The organism is Pseudomonadota bacterium (assembly GCA_039028155.1).
Taxonomy (GTDB): domain Bacteria; phylum Pseudomonadota; class Alphaproteobacteria; order SP197; family SP197; genus JANQGO01.
This window is the reverse complement of sequence record JBCCIS010000028.1, coordinates 1-15,747: the sequence shown is the minus strand read 5'-3', so window position 1 is coordinate 15,747 and position 15,747 is coordinate 1. Positions and strand designations below refer to the sequence as shown.

16 protein-coding genes and 1 pseudogene are annotated in these 15,747 nt (G+C 63.7%); 3 read left to right on the top strand and 14 right to left on the bottom strand.

Annotated elements, in window-relative coordinates; all coding sequences use genetic code 11:
- Window positions 1–7: 7 nt before the first annotated feature.
- Window positions 8–805, bottom strand: coding sequence for a cytochrome c biogenesis protein CcsA (ccsA, locus tag AAF563_15205; GenBank protein MEM7122628.1), 798 nt, complete (start codon window positions 803–805; stop codon window positions 8–10).
- Window positions 806–906: 101 nt separating this feature from the next.
- On the opposite strand from ccsA, the gene AAF563_15200 reads away from it, so the two are divergent.
- From AAF563_15200 to AAF563_15190, 3 genes are read left to right on the top strand one after another with little or no spacing between them, the layout of a single operon-like run.
- A complete protein-coding gene (locus AAF563_15200) occupies window positions 907–2,058 on the top strand; it encodes a bifunctional 2-C-methyl-D-erythritol 4-phosphate cytidylyltransferase/2-C-methyl-D-erythritol 2,4-cyclodiphosphate synthase (protein MEM7122627.1) in 1,152 nt (383 codons plus the stop codon).
- Window positions 2,055–2,579, top strand: coding sequence for a phosphatidylglycerophosphatase A (locus tag AAF563_15195; protein ID MEM7122626.1), 525 nt, complete (start codon window positions 2,055–2,057; stop codon window positions 2,577–2,579). Before AAF563_15200 ends, AAF563_15195 begins: the two co-directional genes overlap by 4 nt.
- On the top strand, window positions 2,572–3,060 hold the full coding sequence (locus tag AAF563_15190; protein MEM7122625.1) for a CinA family protein: 489 nt from the start codon (window positions 2,572–2,574) through the stop codon (window positions 3,058–3,060). The genes AAF563_15195 and AAF563_15190 overlap by 8 nt, the downstream gene beginning before the upstream one ends.
- Here AAF563_15190 and AAF563_15185 read toward each other — a convergent pair.
- The 13 genes and pseudogenes from AAF563_15185 to tpiA all read right to left on the bottom strand — a co-directional run bounded on the left by AAF563_15185 (window position 3,057) and on the right by tpiA (window position 15,611).
- Entirely contained in the window at window positions 3,057–3,647 is a 591-nt protein-coding gene (locus AAF563_15185) for an urea carboxylase-associated family protein (GenBank protein MEM7122624.1), read from the bottom strand. The two genes, AAF563_15190 and AAF563_15185, sit on opposite strands and share 4 nt — an antisense overlap.
- Before the next feature lie 14 nt (window positions 3,648–3,661).
- Complete coding sequence (locus AAF563_15180; GenBank protein MEM7122623.1) at window positions 3,662–4,144, bottom strand: type II toxin-antitoxin system RatA family toxin; 483 nt, start codon at window positions 4,142–4,144, stop codon at window positions 3,662–3,664.
- Window positions 4,144–5,109, bottom strand: a complete 966-nt coding sequence (lipA, locus tag AAF563_15175) for a lipoyl synthase (protein MEM7122622.1) — start codon at window positions 5,107–5,109, stop codon at window positions 4,144–4,146. The genes AAF563_15180 and lipA overlap by 1 nt, the downstream gene beginning before the upstream one ends.
- Window positions 5,110–5,148: 39 nt before the next feature.
- Window positions 5,149–6,552, bottom strand: coding sequence for a dihydrolipoyl dehydrogenase (gene lpdA, locus AAF563_15170; GenBank protein ID MEM7122621.1), 1,404 nt, complete (start codon window positions 6,550–6,552; stop codon window positions 5,149–5,151).
- Window positions 6,553–6,563: 11 nt separating this feature from the next.
- Complete coding sequence (locus tag AAF563_15165; protein MEM7122620.1) at window positions 6,564–7,850, bottom strand: pyruvate dehydrogenase complex dihydrolipoamide acetyltransferase; 1,287 nt, start codon at window positions 7,848–7,850, stop codon at window positions 6,564–6,566.
- A gap of 20 nt (window positions 7,851–7,870) precedes the next feature.
- Window positions 7,871–8,854, bottom strand: a pseudogene (locus AAF563_15160) (pyruvate dehydrogenase complex E1 component subunit beta).
- Window positions 8,855–8,869: 15 nt separating this feature from the next.
- Complete coding sequence (gene pdhA / locus AAF563_15155) at window positions 8,870–9,913, bottom strand: pyruvate dehydrogenase (acetyl-transferring) E1 component subunit alpha (GenBank protein MEM7122619.1); 1,044 nt, start codon at window positions 9,911–9,913, stop codon at window positions 8,870–8,872.
- 155 nt (window positions 9,914–10,068) lie between these two features.
- Window positions 10,069–10,386, bottom strand: coding sequence for a septum formation initiator family protein (locus AAF563_15150; protein ID MEM7122618.1), 318 nt, complete (start codon window positions 10,384–10,386; stop codon window positions 10,069–10,071).
- Window positions 10,387–10,484: 98 nt separating this feature from the next.
- The gene (eno, locus tag AAF563_15145) at window positions 10,485–11,765 is read right to left on the bottom strand and encodes a phosphopyruvate hydratase (protein MEM7122617.1); all 1,281 of its coding nucleotides are present in this window, start codon (window positions 11,763–11,765) and stop codon (window positions 10,485–10,487) included.
- Window positions 11,766–11,816: 51 nt separating this feature from the next.
- Window positions 11,817–12,656, bottom strand: a complete 840-nt coding sequence (gene kdsA / locus AAF563_15140; protein ID MEM7122616.1) for a 3-deoxy-8-phosphooctulonate synthase — start codon at window positions 12,654–12,656, stop codon at window positions 11,817–11,819.
- Window positions 12,657–12,658: 2 nt separating this feature from the next.
- Window positions 12,659–14,287, bottom strand: coding sequence for a CTP synthase (locus AAF563_15135; protein MEM7122615.1), 1,629 nt, complete (start codon window positions 14,285–14,287; stop codon window positions 12,659–12,661).
- Window positions 14,288–14,382: 95 nt separating this feature from the next.
- Complete coding sequence (secG, locus tag AAF563_15130; protein MEM7122614.1) at window positions 14,383–14,733, bottom strand: preprotein translocase subunit SecG; 351 nt, start codon at window positions 14,731–14,733, stop codon at window positions 14,383–14,385.
- 122 nt (window positions 14,734–14,855) lie between these two features.
- A complete protein-coding gene (gene tpiA, locus AAF563_15125) occupies window positions 14,856–15,611 on the bottom strand; it encodes a triose-phosphate isomerase (GenBank protein MEM7122613.1) in 756 nt (251 codons plus the stop codon).
- Window positions 15,612–15,747 lie beyond the last annotated feature (136 nt).

Sequence of the window (15,747 nt, the reverse complement as noted above, 5' to 3'; positions counted from 1 at the left end):
CACATATCTAGAGAATCACGTCGGTCACGAACTTCACGCCCGGATAGGCGAGCGTCAGCAACAGGTAGACGACCAGCACGTAACGGGCCGCGCGCCTGCCCCGCAGGCCCCACAAACGCTGGGCAATCAGCAGGCCGCCCAGCACCACGAAGGCGGCAAGCGCGAAGGTGGTCTTATGGTCGATGTTGATCAGGCTGCCGTCGGCCGCGAACTGGGCCGCCATGCCCGTCACGATCCCCAAGCCCAGGATGATTTCAGCGGCAATCAAGAGGCGGTGTTCCAGGCGCTCGGCATCGGCAATGGACGGTAGGCTGCGGCTAACGCGGCCCGGCGCGCGACGTTTCAGCGCCCTTTCCTGCACCAAGACCGCCGCGCCGGCAACCGCCGCCAACGTAACCAGCACATAGGTTGCCAGTGAGACCGCGACATGGACGGCGAACCAGCCGAACGGCGTCTCCGACGGCACCGATGCCGACGCCGTCTGGCTCCACAAGGTTGCAATCAGGCCCAGCAGAAGCAGGTAGGGCAACAGAAGCGGCGCCAAGCGCCAGGCATCGTGGACCAGCAGAACCAGAATGACAAAGGCAAACAGCGTGGCGGCGATCGTCAGCCACAGCGCCGTCGCGAACCCCGTGCTCCATGCCGGCTCGACCTGGAAGACGGCCCAGGCCATGCACACGAGCAACGCCAGACCCAGCGCCGCCCAAAAGCAAGTATCAGGCGCCTGACTGCGACGCCACGGCACCAGCGCGGCCGACAGCAGCGACACCAGCGCCACGAGGTTGTAGACGGTGAATGTGGTCATGGCGGCAACCTAACCGTTCCGGGCATGCGTTTCCATCGACGCCATCCGGCGCTTGGCCTAAAGTCGCCTGCCTCGATTTTCGCAACCGCTACAGCGCTGCCATGCCGTCAACTGTTGCCCTGATTGTCGCTGCCGGCCGCGGCGAACGGGCGGGATCCGATCTGCCGAAACAGTACGCCGACATCGCCGGCAAACCGCTGCTTTCCTGGACGCTGGGTGCCTTCCACGACCACCCGGCGATTGACGGTGTGCGTGTCGTGATCGATCCCGCGTGGCGGGACCAGTATGACCGTGCGGTCGACGGCCTTGACCTGGGTCCGCCCATCGATGGCGGCGCGACGAGGCAAGCGTCGGTCGCCGCCGGCCTTGAGGCGCTGACCGACCATGCCCCCGGTAACGTCCTGATCCACGACGCGGCCCGCCCGTTCGTATCGGCGAACCTCATTCAACGCGTTGTCGACGCTCTGGCGACCGATCGTGCCGTGTTGCCGGGCCTCGCGGTGCCCGACACCCTGAAGCGATGCGAGACCGGCATCGTCGTTGCGACGGAACCGCGTGACGGCCTTTGGGCCGCCCAGACCCCCCAGGGATTTCACTTCGATGCCATTCTTGAGGCGCACCGCCAAGCCACAGGGCAGGCTTTGACCGACGATGCGGCGGTTGCCGAGGCGGCGGGCATGACCGTACGCATGATCGAGGGAGCCGTGGACAACACAAAGATCACCACACCGGATGACCTCGAACGCGCCCGGTCATCGCTTGGACGGCGCGAGATCCGAACCGGTATGGGGTTCGATGTTCATGCCTTCACGGACGGCGCCCACGTGACGCTTTGCGGCATCGACGTGCCCCATACCCACGGCCTCGCCGGTAACTCGGACGCGGATGTCGGGCTCCACGTCCTGATCGACGCGATCTTCGGCGCGCTCGGTACAGGCGATCTGGGCACCCATTTCCCGCCGAACGACACCACGTGGCATGGCCGGCCATCAAGCGACCTGCTTGCCGTCGCGGTTGCCATGATGAAAGAACGCGATGCCCGCCTGATCAACGCCGACATCACGCTGATCTGCGAACGACCGCGATTGGCGCGTCATCAACCGGTCATGCGCGAACGGGTTGCCAGTCTTCTGGACGCCCCGCTGTCGCGCATCAATGTGAAAGTAACATCGACCGACGGATTGGGTTTTGCCGGACGCGGCGAAGGCATTGCCGGTAGCGCGGTCGTCACCATGGATCTGCCGGCCCCATGACCGAAAAACAGAGCCGCCGCGCCAGCCTACCGGCCGGCGTCGAGCGCAACGCGCTCTCAACGCTTGTCGCCACGTGGTTCCATGTCGGACTGATCCGCCCGGCACCGGGGACCTGGGGATCGATGGCGGCAGTGCCGATTGGTCTGGTGCTTGCCCTCGTCGGCGGGACCTATCTGGTACTCGCCGGCGCCGTTTTGGTGTTTGTCGCCGGGTTATGGGCCAGTCACCGCATGATCGGTGGCATGACCGACGAGACGGAGAGCGACGATCAGCCCTCGATCGTGGTCGACGAAGTCGCAGGACAGCTCCTGGCCCTTACAACGGCTGGAGTTAGTCCGTTCCTCTTCGTTCTGGGTTTTGCCTTCTTCCGTCTGTTCGACATCATCAAGCCATGGCCGATAGGCTGGATCGATCGGCGCATCCCCGGCGCCTGGGGAGTTATGCTCGACGATGTTCTTGCCGGGCTGTTTGCAGCCATCGCGGTGTGGATCGTTGCGTTTCTGATACAGAACTATGTTTGATCAGGAAGTCCTGGACATGGCGCGGCAGACATTGGAACGCTGCCGAGAACGTCGCCTGATGATCGTTACCGCGGAGTCGTGCACTGGCGGCCTCGTCGCTGGCGCGCTCACCGCCATCGCCGGCTCCTCCGATGTGGTCGACCGCGGTTTCGTGACCTATTCCTACGCCGCCAAGACGGCCCTGCTCGGCGTACCCGAGGCGATGATCGAGGAGCACGGCGCCGTGAGCGAACCAGTCGCGCGCGCGATGGCCGAGGGCGCCCTGCTCTCACCCAATCACGTTAGTCTGGCGATCACCGGCGTCGCCGGCCCGGGCAGCGACAGCCAGGCCAAACCGGCGGGGCTTGTGCACATGGCTGCCGCGCGCGACAGCGGCCTCACCCATCGGGTCCATCAGTTCGGTGATATCGGCCGCACGGAAGTGCGGCGGCGCTCTGTCGTCGAGGCGCTCAAATTGGCGCTCGACGCGACGCAAGATTAGCTGTCGTAGACCTCAAGGCGCATCGGCGTCGACTTGCCGCCCAGAATGCGGTCCGACGAGCAGGCCGTGACGATAACGATGCAATCCAGTTCCGCGCGCATTGTCACGTAGTCACCCGGACCGCTCAACGTCACGCCGACGAAGAACGAACCGTCCGGTTTCGGCGGCGTGTTCTGGAAGATGTTGACGGGGTCGGGCTGAATGAAGTGATTGATGCCGGCGTCGCGCGCCGCCGCGAAGTAGTTGTCGCGGCAGTTCTTGTGGTCGGGCATGCCCCGGCTTTGATACCACGCGTCATTGCAGGAGGCGTAGAGCATGTCGTGCTGACCCGGCGACGTATCCTCCAGAAAGGTCAGGATGGGCCGGTCGGCGCAGGAGAAGAACCCCTCGCCAATCCGAGGGAAGATGTTGCCGTTGTTCAGACGGGTCACCGAGGGACTCAGGAACTCGTTGTGGTCATCGCTCGCCACTGCGAAGAGATCACCGACCTGACAACCCTCGATGTCGATCAGGCGCACGGCCTCGCCCGCCGCGACATTGATCCACGCGCCCGCATAGGCCGGCACATCGACAGTTCGTTTTGGCACTCCCGACACCATGATCAACGCGAACTGGATGGCAGCGTTTCAGCCGGCTGTGCCGAAGCCACATCGGTGCCATAGAGCTGCCGCGCACGGCTCTCGAAGGCCGCAACCATGCGCCTGACAGCCTCCTCGAACAGCACGCCGATTGCCTTCTGCAGAATCCGCGAGCGGAACTCGAAGTCGACATAGAAATCGACCACGGTCGAGTTGTCGGGCTGGCGCAGGAACTTCCAGTGATTGTTCAGATACCGAAACGGCCCGTCCAGATACTCGACATCGATACGGTCTGGGCGGTCCAGCGTCACCTTGGACGTGAAGGTCTCCCGGAACACCTTGAAGCCGACAGCAAGATCGGCCCACAGGATATTGTCCTGACGCCGCTTGATGCGCGTCGCCGTACACCAGGGCAGGAATTCAGGGTAACGTTCGACAGCGCCAACCAGCTCAAACATCTGCTCCGGCGTATAGGGCAGCGGTCGCTGTTCGGCGTGCGTCGGCATTAGCCAAGCGCCTTCAAACGGTTCTCGCGCATCTGCGCGAAGTCCGCGTCGGCGTGATAGGACGAGCGGGTCAGCGGGCTCGCCGACACCATAAGAAAGCCCTTGGCATAGGCGATCTTCTCGAGCTCGGCGAACTCTTCGGGCGTCCAGAAGCGGTCGACGGCGTGGTGATGGGGCGTCGGCTGCAGGTATTGGCCGATGGTAAGAAAGTCGACATCGGCCTCGCGCAGATCGTCCATGACTTGCTGAACCTCATCGCGGCTTTCGCCGAGCCCGACCATCAGGCCGGACTTGGTGAAGATCGTCGGATCATTCAGCTTCACCCGCCACAAGAGGTTCAGCGAGGCAAAGTAGCGCGAGCCAGGCCGCACGCTGTGATAGAGCCGCGGCACGGTCTCCAGATTGTGGTTGTAGACATCGGGCCTGGCCGCCACCACCGCCTCGATGGCGCCCTCCTTGCGCAGGAAGTCGGGCGTCAGGATCTCGATGGTCGTATCCGGTGTCGCATCGCGCAGCGCCAGGATGCACTGGACAAATTGATCGGCGCCGCCATCGGCCAGGTCGTCGCGGTCGACCGAGGTAATGACGACATGCTTCAGGCCGAGCCCCTGGACCGCGCGCGCCAGTTTCGCCGGCTCTTCGTGATCGACCGCCAGCGGCTTACCCGTTGCCACGTTGCAGAAGGCGCAGGCGCGCGTGCAGGTGCCACCCAGGATCATCACGGTCGCGTGCTGGTTGGCCCAGCACTCGCCGATGTTGGGGCACGCGGCCTCCTCGCACACGGTCGTCAGACCGTTCTCGCGGATCAGCTTGCGGGTCTCGTTGAAGGCCGGCGATGTCGGTGCCTTGACCCGGATCCACGGCGGCTTGCGCGACACCGGCTTGGCCGGTTTCCAGGCCTTTTCCGGATGGCGCGGCCGTTGCGTTTCCGCCGCCGGCCGCTCGACAAGGGCGATCTTGGTCATGGTTCGGCTGGCTCTCCTAAGCGCCGCACGTTCCCGCGCCTATATGTGGATGACGCGGTCATAAGCCGCAAGGACCGACTCGTGCATCATCTCAGACAGCGTGGGATGCGGGAAAATGGTCTCCATCAGCTCGACCTCGGTCGTTTCGAGCGTCTTGGCGATGCAGAAACCCTGAATCAGCTCGGTCACCTCGGCACCGATCATGTGGGCGCCCAGAAGCTCGCCCGTATCGGCATCGAAGATGGTCTTCACCAAACCCTGATCGTCACCCAGTGCGATCGCCTTGCCGTTGCCGATGAACGGGAAGCGGCCGACTTTCAGCTTGTGACCCTGCTCCTTGGCGGCCGCCTCGGTCAGGCCAACGCTGGCAACCTGGGGCCGGCAATAGGTGCAGCCGGGAATATTGGTCTTGATCATCGGCTGAACGTGCTCGACGCCAGCGATCTTCTCGACGCAGATGACGCCTTCGTGGCTTGCCTTGTGCGCCAGCCACGGCGGTCCGACGACGTCGCCGATGGCATAGACGCCGGGTTCGCCGGTCGCCAGCCACTCATCAACGACGATGTGGCCACGGTCGACCTGAACCTTGGTGCCGTCCAGCCCGATGTCTTCGACATTGCCGGTGATGCCGACGGCCAGCACGACCCGGTCGACGGTTTTCTTCTGCTCCTTGCCGTCTGACGTCTCAAAGGTCACGGCAACCGTCTTCTGGGCTGGCTTGGCGCCCTTGACCTTGGCGCCGGTGTGGATGGTCAGACCCTGCTTCTGGAACGCCTTCAGCGCGAGGTCTGAAATCTCCTCGTCCTCGGCGGGCAGGATGCGGTCGACGACTTCGACCACGGTCACTTCGGCACCCATGTCGTGATAGAAGCTGGCGAACTCGATACCGATCGCGCCTGAACCGATGACCAGCACAGACTTCGGCATGGCGTCCGGGACCATGGCTTCCTTGTAGGACCAGATCAGCTTGCCGTCGGCCTTGATGTCCGGCAGATCGCGCGCGCGCGCGCCGGTCGCCAGGATGATGTGCTTAGCCTCCAGGGTCGCGACATCCTTGCCATCTTTGGTGACCGCCAGCTTGCCCTTGCCGGCCAGCTTGCCCTCGCCGTCGAACACCGTGACCTTGTTCTTCTTCAAGAGGAACCCGACACCTTTTGAGAGACGCCCGGCAACCTGACGGCTGCGCTCGACGATCTTGCCGGCGTCGTAACCGACATCGCCGACGGTCAGGCCGAAGTCGCCGGCGTTGTTCAGGTGATGAAAGATCTCCGACGAACGCAGCAACGCCTTGGTCGGGATGCAGCCCCAGTTGAGGCAGATGCCGCCCAGGTGCTCGCGCTCGACGCAGGCGACCTTCATGCCGAGCTGAGCGGCGCGAATGGCGGCGACATAGCCACCGGGCCCACCGCCGACGACGACAAGGTCGAACTTGGTTTCGGCCATCGTGTTCTCCTTTAGAGAAGCATGGTCAGCGGTTCTTCGATCAGCCCCTTGAAGGCGGTCAGCAGACGCGCACCGACGGCGCCGTCGATGACACGGTGATCGCAGCTCAACGTGCAGCTCATGACGGTGGCGACACTGAGCGCGCCGTCCTTCACCACCGGCCGCTGCTCGCCCGCGCCGACCGCAATGATGCCGGCCTGTGGCGGGTTGATGACGGCGTCGAACTGCTTGATGCCGAACATGCCGAGATTAGAGAGGCTGAAGGTGCCGCCCTGATACTCCTCGGGCATCAGCTTGCCTTCGCGCGCGCGCCCGGCGAGTTCCTTCATCTCCTCGGAAATCTCGACCAGGCCCTTGGCGTCGGCGTTGCGGATAATCGGCGTGATCAGGCCGCCATCGATCGCCACGGCAACCGAGACGTCGACCGTCGTGAACCGGCGCAAGACATCGCCGCCCCAAGCCGCGTTGGCGTCAGGCACCTTGCGCAGCGCGACGCCAAGCGCCTTGATGACGAAGTCATTGACGCTGAGCTTGTAGTCATCGGAGCGGCCATTCAGCTCCTTGCGCAACTCGAGCAACCGGTCGAGTTCGCAATCGACGGTCAGATAAAAGTGCGGGATCGTCTGCTTGGCTTCCTGCAGACGTTCGGCGATGACCTTCCGCATGTTCGAGAGTTTCACGTCCTCATAGGCCGCGCCGGGCGCCATCACCGGTGCCGCTATGGTCGCTGTGATCGGTGACGCCGCCGTGGCGACCCCGCCGGCCGCCGCGGCCTCGACATCGCGCTTGACGATACGGCCATGGGGACCACTGCCGGTCAACTGGGTCAGATCGATGCCGGCCTGTTTGGCCATGCTACGCGCCAACGGGCTCGCCTTAACCCGCTCGCCGCCGCCAGCGGGCGCGGGCGCGGGCGCTGCCGCCGGCTGCGGTGCCGGCGCCGCAGCAGCTGGTGCCTCAGCTTCAGGCGCGGCAGGTTCAGCAGCCGCAGGCTCCGCCGCCGGCGCAGGCGCGGCCGGCGCAGTATCAACTCCGTCAAGCGCGGAGGCGTCTTCGCCCTCCTCCAACAGCACGGCGATGACATTGTTGACCGGCACGTTGTCGGTGCCTTCGGCGACAAGGATCTTGCCGACGGTGCCTTCGTCGATCGACTCGACCTCCATCGTCGCCTTGTCGGTCTCGATCTCCGCCAGCACGTCGCCGGAGGTCACGCTATCGCCTTCCTTGACGAGCCACTTCGAGAGCGTGCCGTCGGTCATGGTCGGCGACAGTTGGGGCATGGTGATGTTGATGGTCATCTCGGCTTTCCCCTATTCGCTCATTCGTCCGCGTAGCAGACGGCCCGGGCCGCCTCGACAATCTGCTCGGCTTGCGGATGGGCCGCATGCTCGAGGTTGGCGGCATAAGGCAACGGCACGTCGGCGCCGCAGACGCGCCTGACCGGAGCATCCAACAGGTCGAAACCCTGCTCCATGCAAACGGCCGCGACTTCCGCGCCAATGCCGGACTGCGGCCAGCCTTCCTCGGCGCACACCAGACGGTTGGTTTTGGCGAGCGATGTCAGAATGGCGTCGGTATCCATAGGCCGCAGGCTTCGCAAGTTGATCACCTCCGCCTCGATACCCTCGCCGGCCAGGATCTCGGCGGCCTGCAGGGCCTGACCCAGAACAATCGAGAACGACACGATCGTCACGTCGCTGCCTTCGCGTTCGATCTTCGCCTTGCCAATCGGCACCAGAAGCTCGTCATCGTCGGGCAGGTCGAAGGTCTCGCCATAGAGCAGTTCGTTCTCCAAAACGACGACCGGATTGGGATCGCGGATGGCCGACTTCAAAAGGCCTTTCGCATCCTCAGCGGAGTACGGCGCGACGACCTTCAAGCCGGGCACATGGCTATACCAGCTCGCGTAGCTTTGCGAGTGCTGGGCCGCCACGCGCGCGGCCGCCCCATTGGGCCCGCGAAACACAATGGGCACGTTGATCTGGCCAGCCGACATATAGAGGGTCTTGGCCGCTGAATTGATCAGGTGGTCCATCGCCTGCATCGCGAAGTTAAAGGTCATGAACTCGGTGATCGGCCTGAGGCCTGCGAAGGCCGCGCCGACACTCAGCCCGGCGAACCCGTGTTCGGTAATCGGCGTATCCACGACCCGGCGCGCGCCGAACTCCTCAAGCAATCCCTGGCTCACCTTGTAGGCGCCCTGATACTCCGCGACCTCTTCGCCGATCAGGAAAACATCGGGATCGCGGCGCATCTCCTCGGCCATGGCATCGCGCAACGCATCGCGTACGGTAATCTCGACCATCTGCGCGCCCCCTTAAGCCGCTGTTTCGGCGTAGACGTCGGTGTAGAGCTCCTCGAGCTCGGGCTCGGACGCGTTCTGGGCGAATTCGGCGGCCTCGGCGACCTCCGACTTCACCTCCCGGTCGATCTCTTTCAGCTTGTCGTCATCGGCCTCGCCACGCTCGATCAAGACGGCGCGGATGTGATCGATCGGGTCGTGCTCGGCGCGCATCTTCTTGACCTCGTCCTTTGACCGGTACTTCGCGGGGTCTGACATGGAGTGGCCGCGATAGCGATAGGTCTTCATCTCGACCAGGATCGGTCCCTCACCGGCCCGGCAGTGAGCGATCGCCTCAGCACCGCCCTTGCACACCGCCTCGACATCCATGCCGTCGACCTCGATGCCGGGGATGCCGAACGCCTCGCCACGGCGGTAGAGTTCCGTGCCCGCTTTTGACCGCTCGATCGACGTGCCCATGGCGTATTGATTGTTTTCGACAATGAAGACGACCGGCAGCTTCCACAGGCTCGCCATGTTGAAGGTTTCATAGACCTGGCCCTGGTTGGCCGCGCCTTCGCCGAAGTAGTCGAGCGAGACCGTATCCTGCTCGCGGTACTTCATGGCGAACGCGATGCCGGCGCCAAGCGGAACCTGGGCCGCGACAATGCCGTGACCGCCATAAAAACCGAGCGAACGGTCGAACATGTGCATCGAGCCGCCCTTGCCTCTCGAGATACCGGCGGCGCGGCCGGTCAGTTCGGCCATGACGGTCTTGGCAGGGACGCCCCGGATCAGCGCGTGGGCATGGCAACGATAGCTGGTGATCACCGTATCGTCGGGCCGGCATGCATGATCCATCCCGACGACGACGGCTTCCTGACCGATATAGAGGTGGCAAAAACCGCCGATCAGGCCCATGCCGTACATCTGGCCGACCTTTTCCTCGAAACGGCGCACCAGCAGCATCTGCTGGTAGCAGTTCAGGAGTTCGTCACCGGGAATTTGACTGTCTGCTGCTTTGGCCGGCGCTGCTTTGCGTCCACCGGCTCGGGTCTTGCTCGCTGTGGTGCGGGCCATGCGTCCCCCTAGATGAAAGCGCCTCGCGCGAACGATTGCGCCGTTCGCTTAGCAGCAAACTAGGGACGCGCCGGCCCGCTTGCAAGCACCGCACCGTTACAAATGCATGAAAGTCGATGGATTTATCCCCCTCGGGGGATTTTTCCAGCTACGCCTTAGCGCTCGTCGACCTGGATGACGACGTCGTTGGGGTGGGTGTAGTTCAGGACCAGACGAACCTGCTCTTCCAGCATGTCACGGTCGAGGCTCGCCGGACGCATCAGGGAAACACGCTGCGCCAACACCATCTGCTCGCTTTTGACAACGTCAACCTGATGGCTCACCGAGGCGACCCGGTTGTCGAGCGTGATCAGGGTCAGCAGGCCGCGATCGCCCTGGATGGCGTGGTAGCCGAAGTAGACGACGGCGCACATGCCAACCAGACCCGGCAGGTGCTTAGCAGAGCGGCGAAGACGTTCGCGAAGTCGAACCATGGGCGCAGTGAATCACCGGCCTCTTAAGAGGTCAAGAAAAAACGCTGTAAATCAGCAATTTGCCCCGACTTTCGAAGGCCGGAAGGCAGCAACGACGGCTAACCGTTCAGTTGATGGAAGGCACGACGACCTGGGTAGACTGCGCTATCGCCCAGTTCCTCTTCGATTCTGAGCAGCCGGTTGTACTTGGCCGTCCGGTCCGAGCGCGACAAAGACCCGGTCTTGATCTGACCGCAGGCCGCCGCGACCGCGAGGTCCGCAATGGTCGTATCCTCGGTCTCGCCGGAGCGATGGGACATCACCGTCGCGAAACCGCCGCGGTGGGAAAGCTGAACGGTTTCAAGGGTTTCGCTCAAGGTGCCGATCTGGTTGACCTTGACCAGCACCGCGTTGGCCGCGGCCTGATCGAGCCCCATGCGGACACGCTCGACGTTGGTGACGAAGAGATCGTCACCGACAAGCTGCACCCGGTCGCCAAGCGCTTCGGTCAGCTTCGCCCAGCCCGCCCAATCGTCTTCGGCCAGACCGTCTTCGATGGAAACGATCGGATAGGAATCCAGCATGCCGACGTAAACCTCGATCATGGCATCCGAATCGCGCCCAACTTCAGCCACGGTGTAAACGCCGTCAGCAAAGAACTCGGTCGAGGCCGCATCAAGGGCGAGCGCGACGTCGTCGCCGGGCGTGCGACCGGTCGCCTCGATTGCGCGAAGCAGCAGGTCTAGGGCGGCGTTGGCATCGGCAATATCCGGCGCAAAACCGCCCTCGTCGCCGACATTCGTGCTGAGCCCTTGGTCCGACAGGTTTTTCTTAAGCGCCTGGAACACTTCGGCGCCCGCGCGCAAACCTTCAGCAAAACTTGAGGCACCTACGGGAACGATCATAAGCTCCTGGAAATCAAGAGCATTATCCGCATGCGCACCGCCGTTGATCACGTTCATCATCGGCACAGGCAGGGTGTGCGCGAGCGTACCGCCGATGTAACGGTAGAGCGGCATCACGCAATCCTCGGCGGCGGCGCGTGCGATCGCCAGGCTGACACCCAGTGTCGCGTTGGCACCCAGACGACTCTTGTTGGGCGTGCCGTCGAGGTCGATCAGCGTGCGGTCAATCGATTCCTGATCGGTGGCGTCCATGCCGGAGAGCGCATCGAATATCTCGCCATCAACGGCACCGATCGCGCCCAACACGCCTTTGCCGCCGTAGCGCGCCGCATCGCCATCACGCCGTTCGACCGCCTCGTGGGCGCCGGTCGATGCGCCCGAAGGCACGGCGGCCAATCCGTGGGCACCGGATTCAAGAAGCACCTCGACCTCGACCGTGGGGTTGCCACGGCTGTCGAGAATTTCACGCGCATGAATGTCCAGGATGGCCGACATGGCCGCCTCCCCCTTGGTTCTTGTGATGACGAGTGCGCGAGAAGCGCGAGGTCAGGCGGTGTTTGCCCGTTTCTTGACCAAGCCGTCAAGGGCGACAAGCGTCGCCAGCAGTTCCGGCATGTCGTCCAGCGGCACCATGTTGGGGCCGTCGCTGGGCGCGCTGTCGGGATCCTCATGGGTTTCCATGAAGACAGCCGCCGTTCCGACCGCGACAGCGGCGCGGGCCAGAACCGGCACAAACTCTCGCTGACCGCCGCTCGTGCCGCCCTGGCCGCCGGGCTGCTGGACGGAATGAGTGGCGTCAAAGACTAATGGATAGCCCTCTTCGGCCATGATCGGCAGCGCGCGCATGTCGGAGACCAGGGTGTTGTAGCCAAAGCTGGCGCCACGCTCGGTCAACAGGATGTTCTCATTGCCCGTCGAAGCGACCTTGGCCGCCACGTGCTTCATATCCCACGGCGCCAGGAACTGGCCCTTCTTGACGTTGACGGCCTTGCCGGTCTTGCCGGCGGCAACCAAAAGATCGGTCTGGCGGCAGAGGTAGGCCGGTATCTGAAGAACATCGACCGCATCAGCCGCCGGCGCGCACTGCTCGCGTTCGTGGACATCGGTCAGCACCGGACACCCGTGATTTTCCCTGACATCGGCCAGGACCTGGAGCCCCTCCTCCATGCCAATGCCCCGGCCACTGTCGATGCTGGTGCGATTGGCCTTGTCGAACGAGCTCTTGTAGATGAAACCGACACCGGCCTGCTCGGTGATTCTGACCAGCCGCTCAGCCGTCTTGAGCGCGTGGTCGCGGCCTTCGATGGCACACGGCCCGGCGATGATGGTGAGACCGAGATCGTTGCCGACACTGACCGGCCCAATCTGGACGTGTTTGGGCGTCATGGTTAGACCAACCTTGATTGCTCGACCGCGGCGCGGATGAACGAGGCGAACAGCGGATGCGGCTCAAACGGCTTGGACTTCAGCTCCGGGTGGAACTGTACGCCGACAAACCAGGGGTGATCCGCCAACTCAATGATCTCCGGCAGCGCCCCGTCGGGCGACAGACCGGAAAACACCATGCCGGCTTTCTCCAGGCGATCGCGGTAGTTGATGTTGACCTCGTAGCGGTGCCGATGACGTTCCGAGATGTGGCTCTGGCCGTAGATATCGGCAACCTTTGTGTTCGCAATGAGGTCGCAGTCATAGGCGCCCAGCCGCATGGTGCCGCCCATGTCGCCGTCGGCCTCGCGTCGCTCGACCGTGTTGCCGCGTGACCACTCGGTCAAAAGGCCGACGACCGCGTCTTCGCAGGGCCCGAACTCCGTCGACGACGCGCCCGGCAAACCAACCAGGCTGCGGGCCGCTTCGATCACGGCCATCTGCATGCCGAAGCAGATGCCGAAGTACGGCACCTTGTGCTGGCGCGCGAAGGTGGCGGCGGCAATCTTGCCCTCGGCGCCACGCTCGCCAAATCCGCCGGGCACCAGGATACCATCGACATCGTCCAAACGATTGACCGCGTCTTCCTGCTCGAAGATCTCCGAATCGATCCATGTCAGCTTGACCGAGACCTTGTTGGCGATGCCGCCATGGGTCAGCGCTTCGGAGAGCGACTTATAGGCGTCTTTCAGGCCGGTGTACTTGCCGACCACGGCGATTGAGACCTCGCCATCGGGCTGGCGCACATCGCTGACAATGCGCCGCCACGACGACAGATCGGGGCCGCGTTGGTCTGTGATGCCGAAGGCCTGCAGCACTTCGCGGTCCAGGCCGGCGTCATGATAGCTGATCGGCACCTGATAGATCGTGTCAACGTCCAGCGCCGGGATCACGGCGGCGACCGGAACGTTGCAGAACTGGGCGATCTTGCGCCGCTCGCTGTCGGGAATCGGATGCTCGCTGCGGCACACCAGGATGTCGGGCTGCAGGCCAATCGAGCGCATTTCCTTGACCGAGTGCTGGGTCGGCTTGGTCTTCAGTTCGCCGGCCGCCTTCAGATACGGCACCAGGGTATGATGGATGAAGATCGCGTGACGGTGCGGCATCTCCTGCGCCATCTGGCGGATCGCTTCCAGGAACGGCAGGCTTTCAATGTCACCGATGGTGCCGCCGATCTCGCACAGCACAAAGTCGGCGTCGTCGGTCTGCGCGCCGACATAGTCCTTGATGGCATCGGTCACATGGGGAATGACCTGGACCGTGCCGCCCAGATAGTCGCCGCGCCGCTCGTGGGTGATGACGTCTGAGTATACTTTGCCGCTGGTCACCGTGTCGCTTTGGCGCGCCGGTACACCGGTGAACCTTTCATAGTGGCCGAGGTCCAGATCGGTCTCCGCACCGTCGTCGGTGACGTAGACCTCACCATGCTGATAGGGGCTCATGGTGCCGGGATCGACGTTCAGATACGGGTCGAACTTGCGCAGCCGCACGCGGTAACCCCGCGCTTGCAGCAACGCGCCTAATGCGGCCGTTGTCAGGCCCTTACCAAGGGAGGAGACCACGCCGCCGGTGACAAATATGTACCGGGCCATGGGCGATCACCCTATCACAAGAGCATCGCTGCCCAAGAGGGCTTCGAAGGCACGTCGACTATGAAGTGTGGATGATTTCGAAACGCCCGACGAGATCATTCGCCGACCGGCACGCTCGGCACGCCGGTCTCGTCTTCGGCCGGCGCCGTGGTGCCGGTCGATGCGGGAATGTCATCGACGATCGATGTCGGTCCGCTGGTATTGGCGACCCAAATGCTCAGCGCCATGCTGGTGGCGAAGAACAGCGCCGCGACAATCGCCGTCGCGCGGGTCAAGAGGTTAGCGGTGCCGCGCGACGACATCAGGCCGCCCATCGACCCGGCGCCGCCACCGCCGCCGCCACCACCGCCAAGGCCTAGACCGCCGCCCTCGCTGCGCTGCAGCAGCACCAAGGCAACGATCGCAATGGCAAAACACACATGCAGGAGGACGAGTACCGTCTCCATGACACCAGGACCTATTCGTTAAACAAGGGACCGGATCGCTGTGCCCGGCACAGCGCGGCAGCGTTTATCATAGCTGCCAGACCTATGCCAGCGCAGAAAGTCGAGCCCTTATGTGGGTTCGATCAGGCGCGTGGGCAAGCCTGGACAATGGCCCAGAAGTCGGCGGGCTTCAGGCTGGCACCGCCGACCAGCGCACCATCGACATCGTCGATCGCCATGAGTTCGACGGCGTTGTCCGGCTTGACCGAGCCACCATAGAGAAGCCGCAGGCGTTCGGAGTCCGCGCCGATCATCTCTGCCAGGGTGCTGCGGATCGTGCCGTGCATCGCCTCGACATCGGCCGGCATGGCGGTATCGCCGGTGCCGATGGCCCAAACCGGCTCATAGGCGATGACCGTGTTCTCCGCGCCGGCCCCGCCCGGCACGCTCTCGCGCACCTGTCGCGTGACAACGCCGATGGCGTCACCGGCGTCGCGCTCCGCCTTGGTTTCGCCGACGCAAATGATGGCCTGCAGCCCAGCACGATGGGCCGCCGACGCCTTGGCCGCCACGAGTTCGTTGGTTTCGCCGTGGTCCCGGCGACGCTCGGAATGGCCAACAATGACGTGACTGCAGCCAATATCCGCCAACATCGGCGCAGCAACATCGCCGGTGAAGGCGCCACTATCCTCGTGGTGGCAGTCCTGACCACCCAGCGCCATACCGCCAGCGCTGACATAGCCCCTGAGCGGCACGATCAATGTCGCCGGCGGGCAGATCAGCACGTCACACGCGGCAGGCTGCGATGAGGCCAGGCTTGCCAGCTCCTCGACACGGGCCACGCCATCGGCCACCTGGCCATTCATTTTCCAGTTCCCGGCAACGAGGTGACGTCTCATGGTGCTCCCCTGATGAACAGATTTTGCCTTGCTAACACGGTGCCGACGGAGGAAAAAGCACCGTTCGTGAAGGGCCGCATGCCTGTTTGCCGATCACGGCGGCAGTCCATTAAGATGCGTTTCCTTCAGCCTGTTC

What these genes read in the sequence shown, in the direction of transcription:
- ccsA (MEM7122628.1), bottom strand. Translation starts at nt 805, where the DNA reads ATGACCACATTCACCGTCTACAACCTCGTGGCGCTGGTGTCGCTGCTG.
- AAF563_15200 (MEM7122627.1), top strand. Translation starts at nt 907, where the DNA reads ATGCCGTCAACTGTTGCCCTGATTGTCGCTGCCGGCCGCGGCGAACGG.
- AAF563_15195 (MEM7122626.1), top strand. Translation starts at nt 2,055, where the DNA reads ATGACCGAAAAACAGAGCCGCCGCGCCAGCCTACCGGCCGGCGTCGAG.
- AAF563_15190 (MEM7122625.1), top strand. Translation starts at nt 2,572, where the DNA reads ATGTTTGATCAGGAAGTCCTGGACATGGCGCGGCAGACATTGGAACGC.
- AAF563_15180 (MEM7122623.1), bottom strand. Translation starts at nt 4,144, where the DNA reads ATGCCGACGCACGCCGAACAGCGACCGCTGCCCTATACGCCGGAGCAG.
- lipA (MEM7122622.1), bottom strand. Translation starts at nt 5,109, where the DNA reads ATGACCAAGATCGCCCTTGTCGAGCGGCCGGCGGCGGAAACGCAACGG.
- lpdA (MEM7122621.1), bottom strand. Translation starts at nt 6,552, where the DNA reads ATGGCCGAAACCAAGTTCGACCTTGTCGTCGTCGGCGGTGGGCCCGGT.
- AAF563_15165 (MEM7122620.1), bottom strand. Translation starts at nt 7,850, where the DNA reads ATGACCATCAACATCACCATGCCCCAACTGTCGCCGACCATGACCGAC.
- pdhA (MEM7122619.1), bottom strand. Translation starts at nt 9,913, where the DNA reads ATGGCCCGCACCACAGCGAGCAAGACCCGAGCCGGTGGACGCAAAGCA.
- AAF563_15150 (MEM7122618.1), bottom strand. Translation starts at nt 10,386, where the DNA reads ATGGTTCGACTTCGCGAACGTCTTCGCCGCTCTGCTAAGCACCTGCCG.
- eno (MEM7122617.1), bottom strand. Translation starts at nt 11,765, where the DNA reads ATGTCGGCCATCCTGGACATTCATGCGCGTGAAATTCTCGACAGCCGT.
- kdsA (MEM7122616.1), bottom strand. Translation starts at nt 12,656, where the DNA reads ATGACGCCCAAACACGTCCAGATTGGGCCGGTCAGTGTCGGCAACGAT.
- AAF563_15135 (MEM7122615.1), bottom strand. Translation starts at nt 14,287, where the DNA reads ATGGCCCGGTACATATTTGTCACCGGCGGCGTGGTCTCCTCCCTTGGT.
- secG (MEM7122614.1), bottom strand. Translation starts at nt 14,733, where the DNA reads ATGGAGACGGTACTCGTCCTCCTGCATGTGTGTTTTGCCATTGCGATC.
- tpiA (MEM7122613.1), bottom strand. Translation starts at nt 15,611, where the DNA reads ATGAGACGTCACCTCGTTGCCGGGAACTGGAAAATGAATGGCCAGGTG.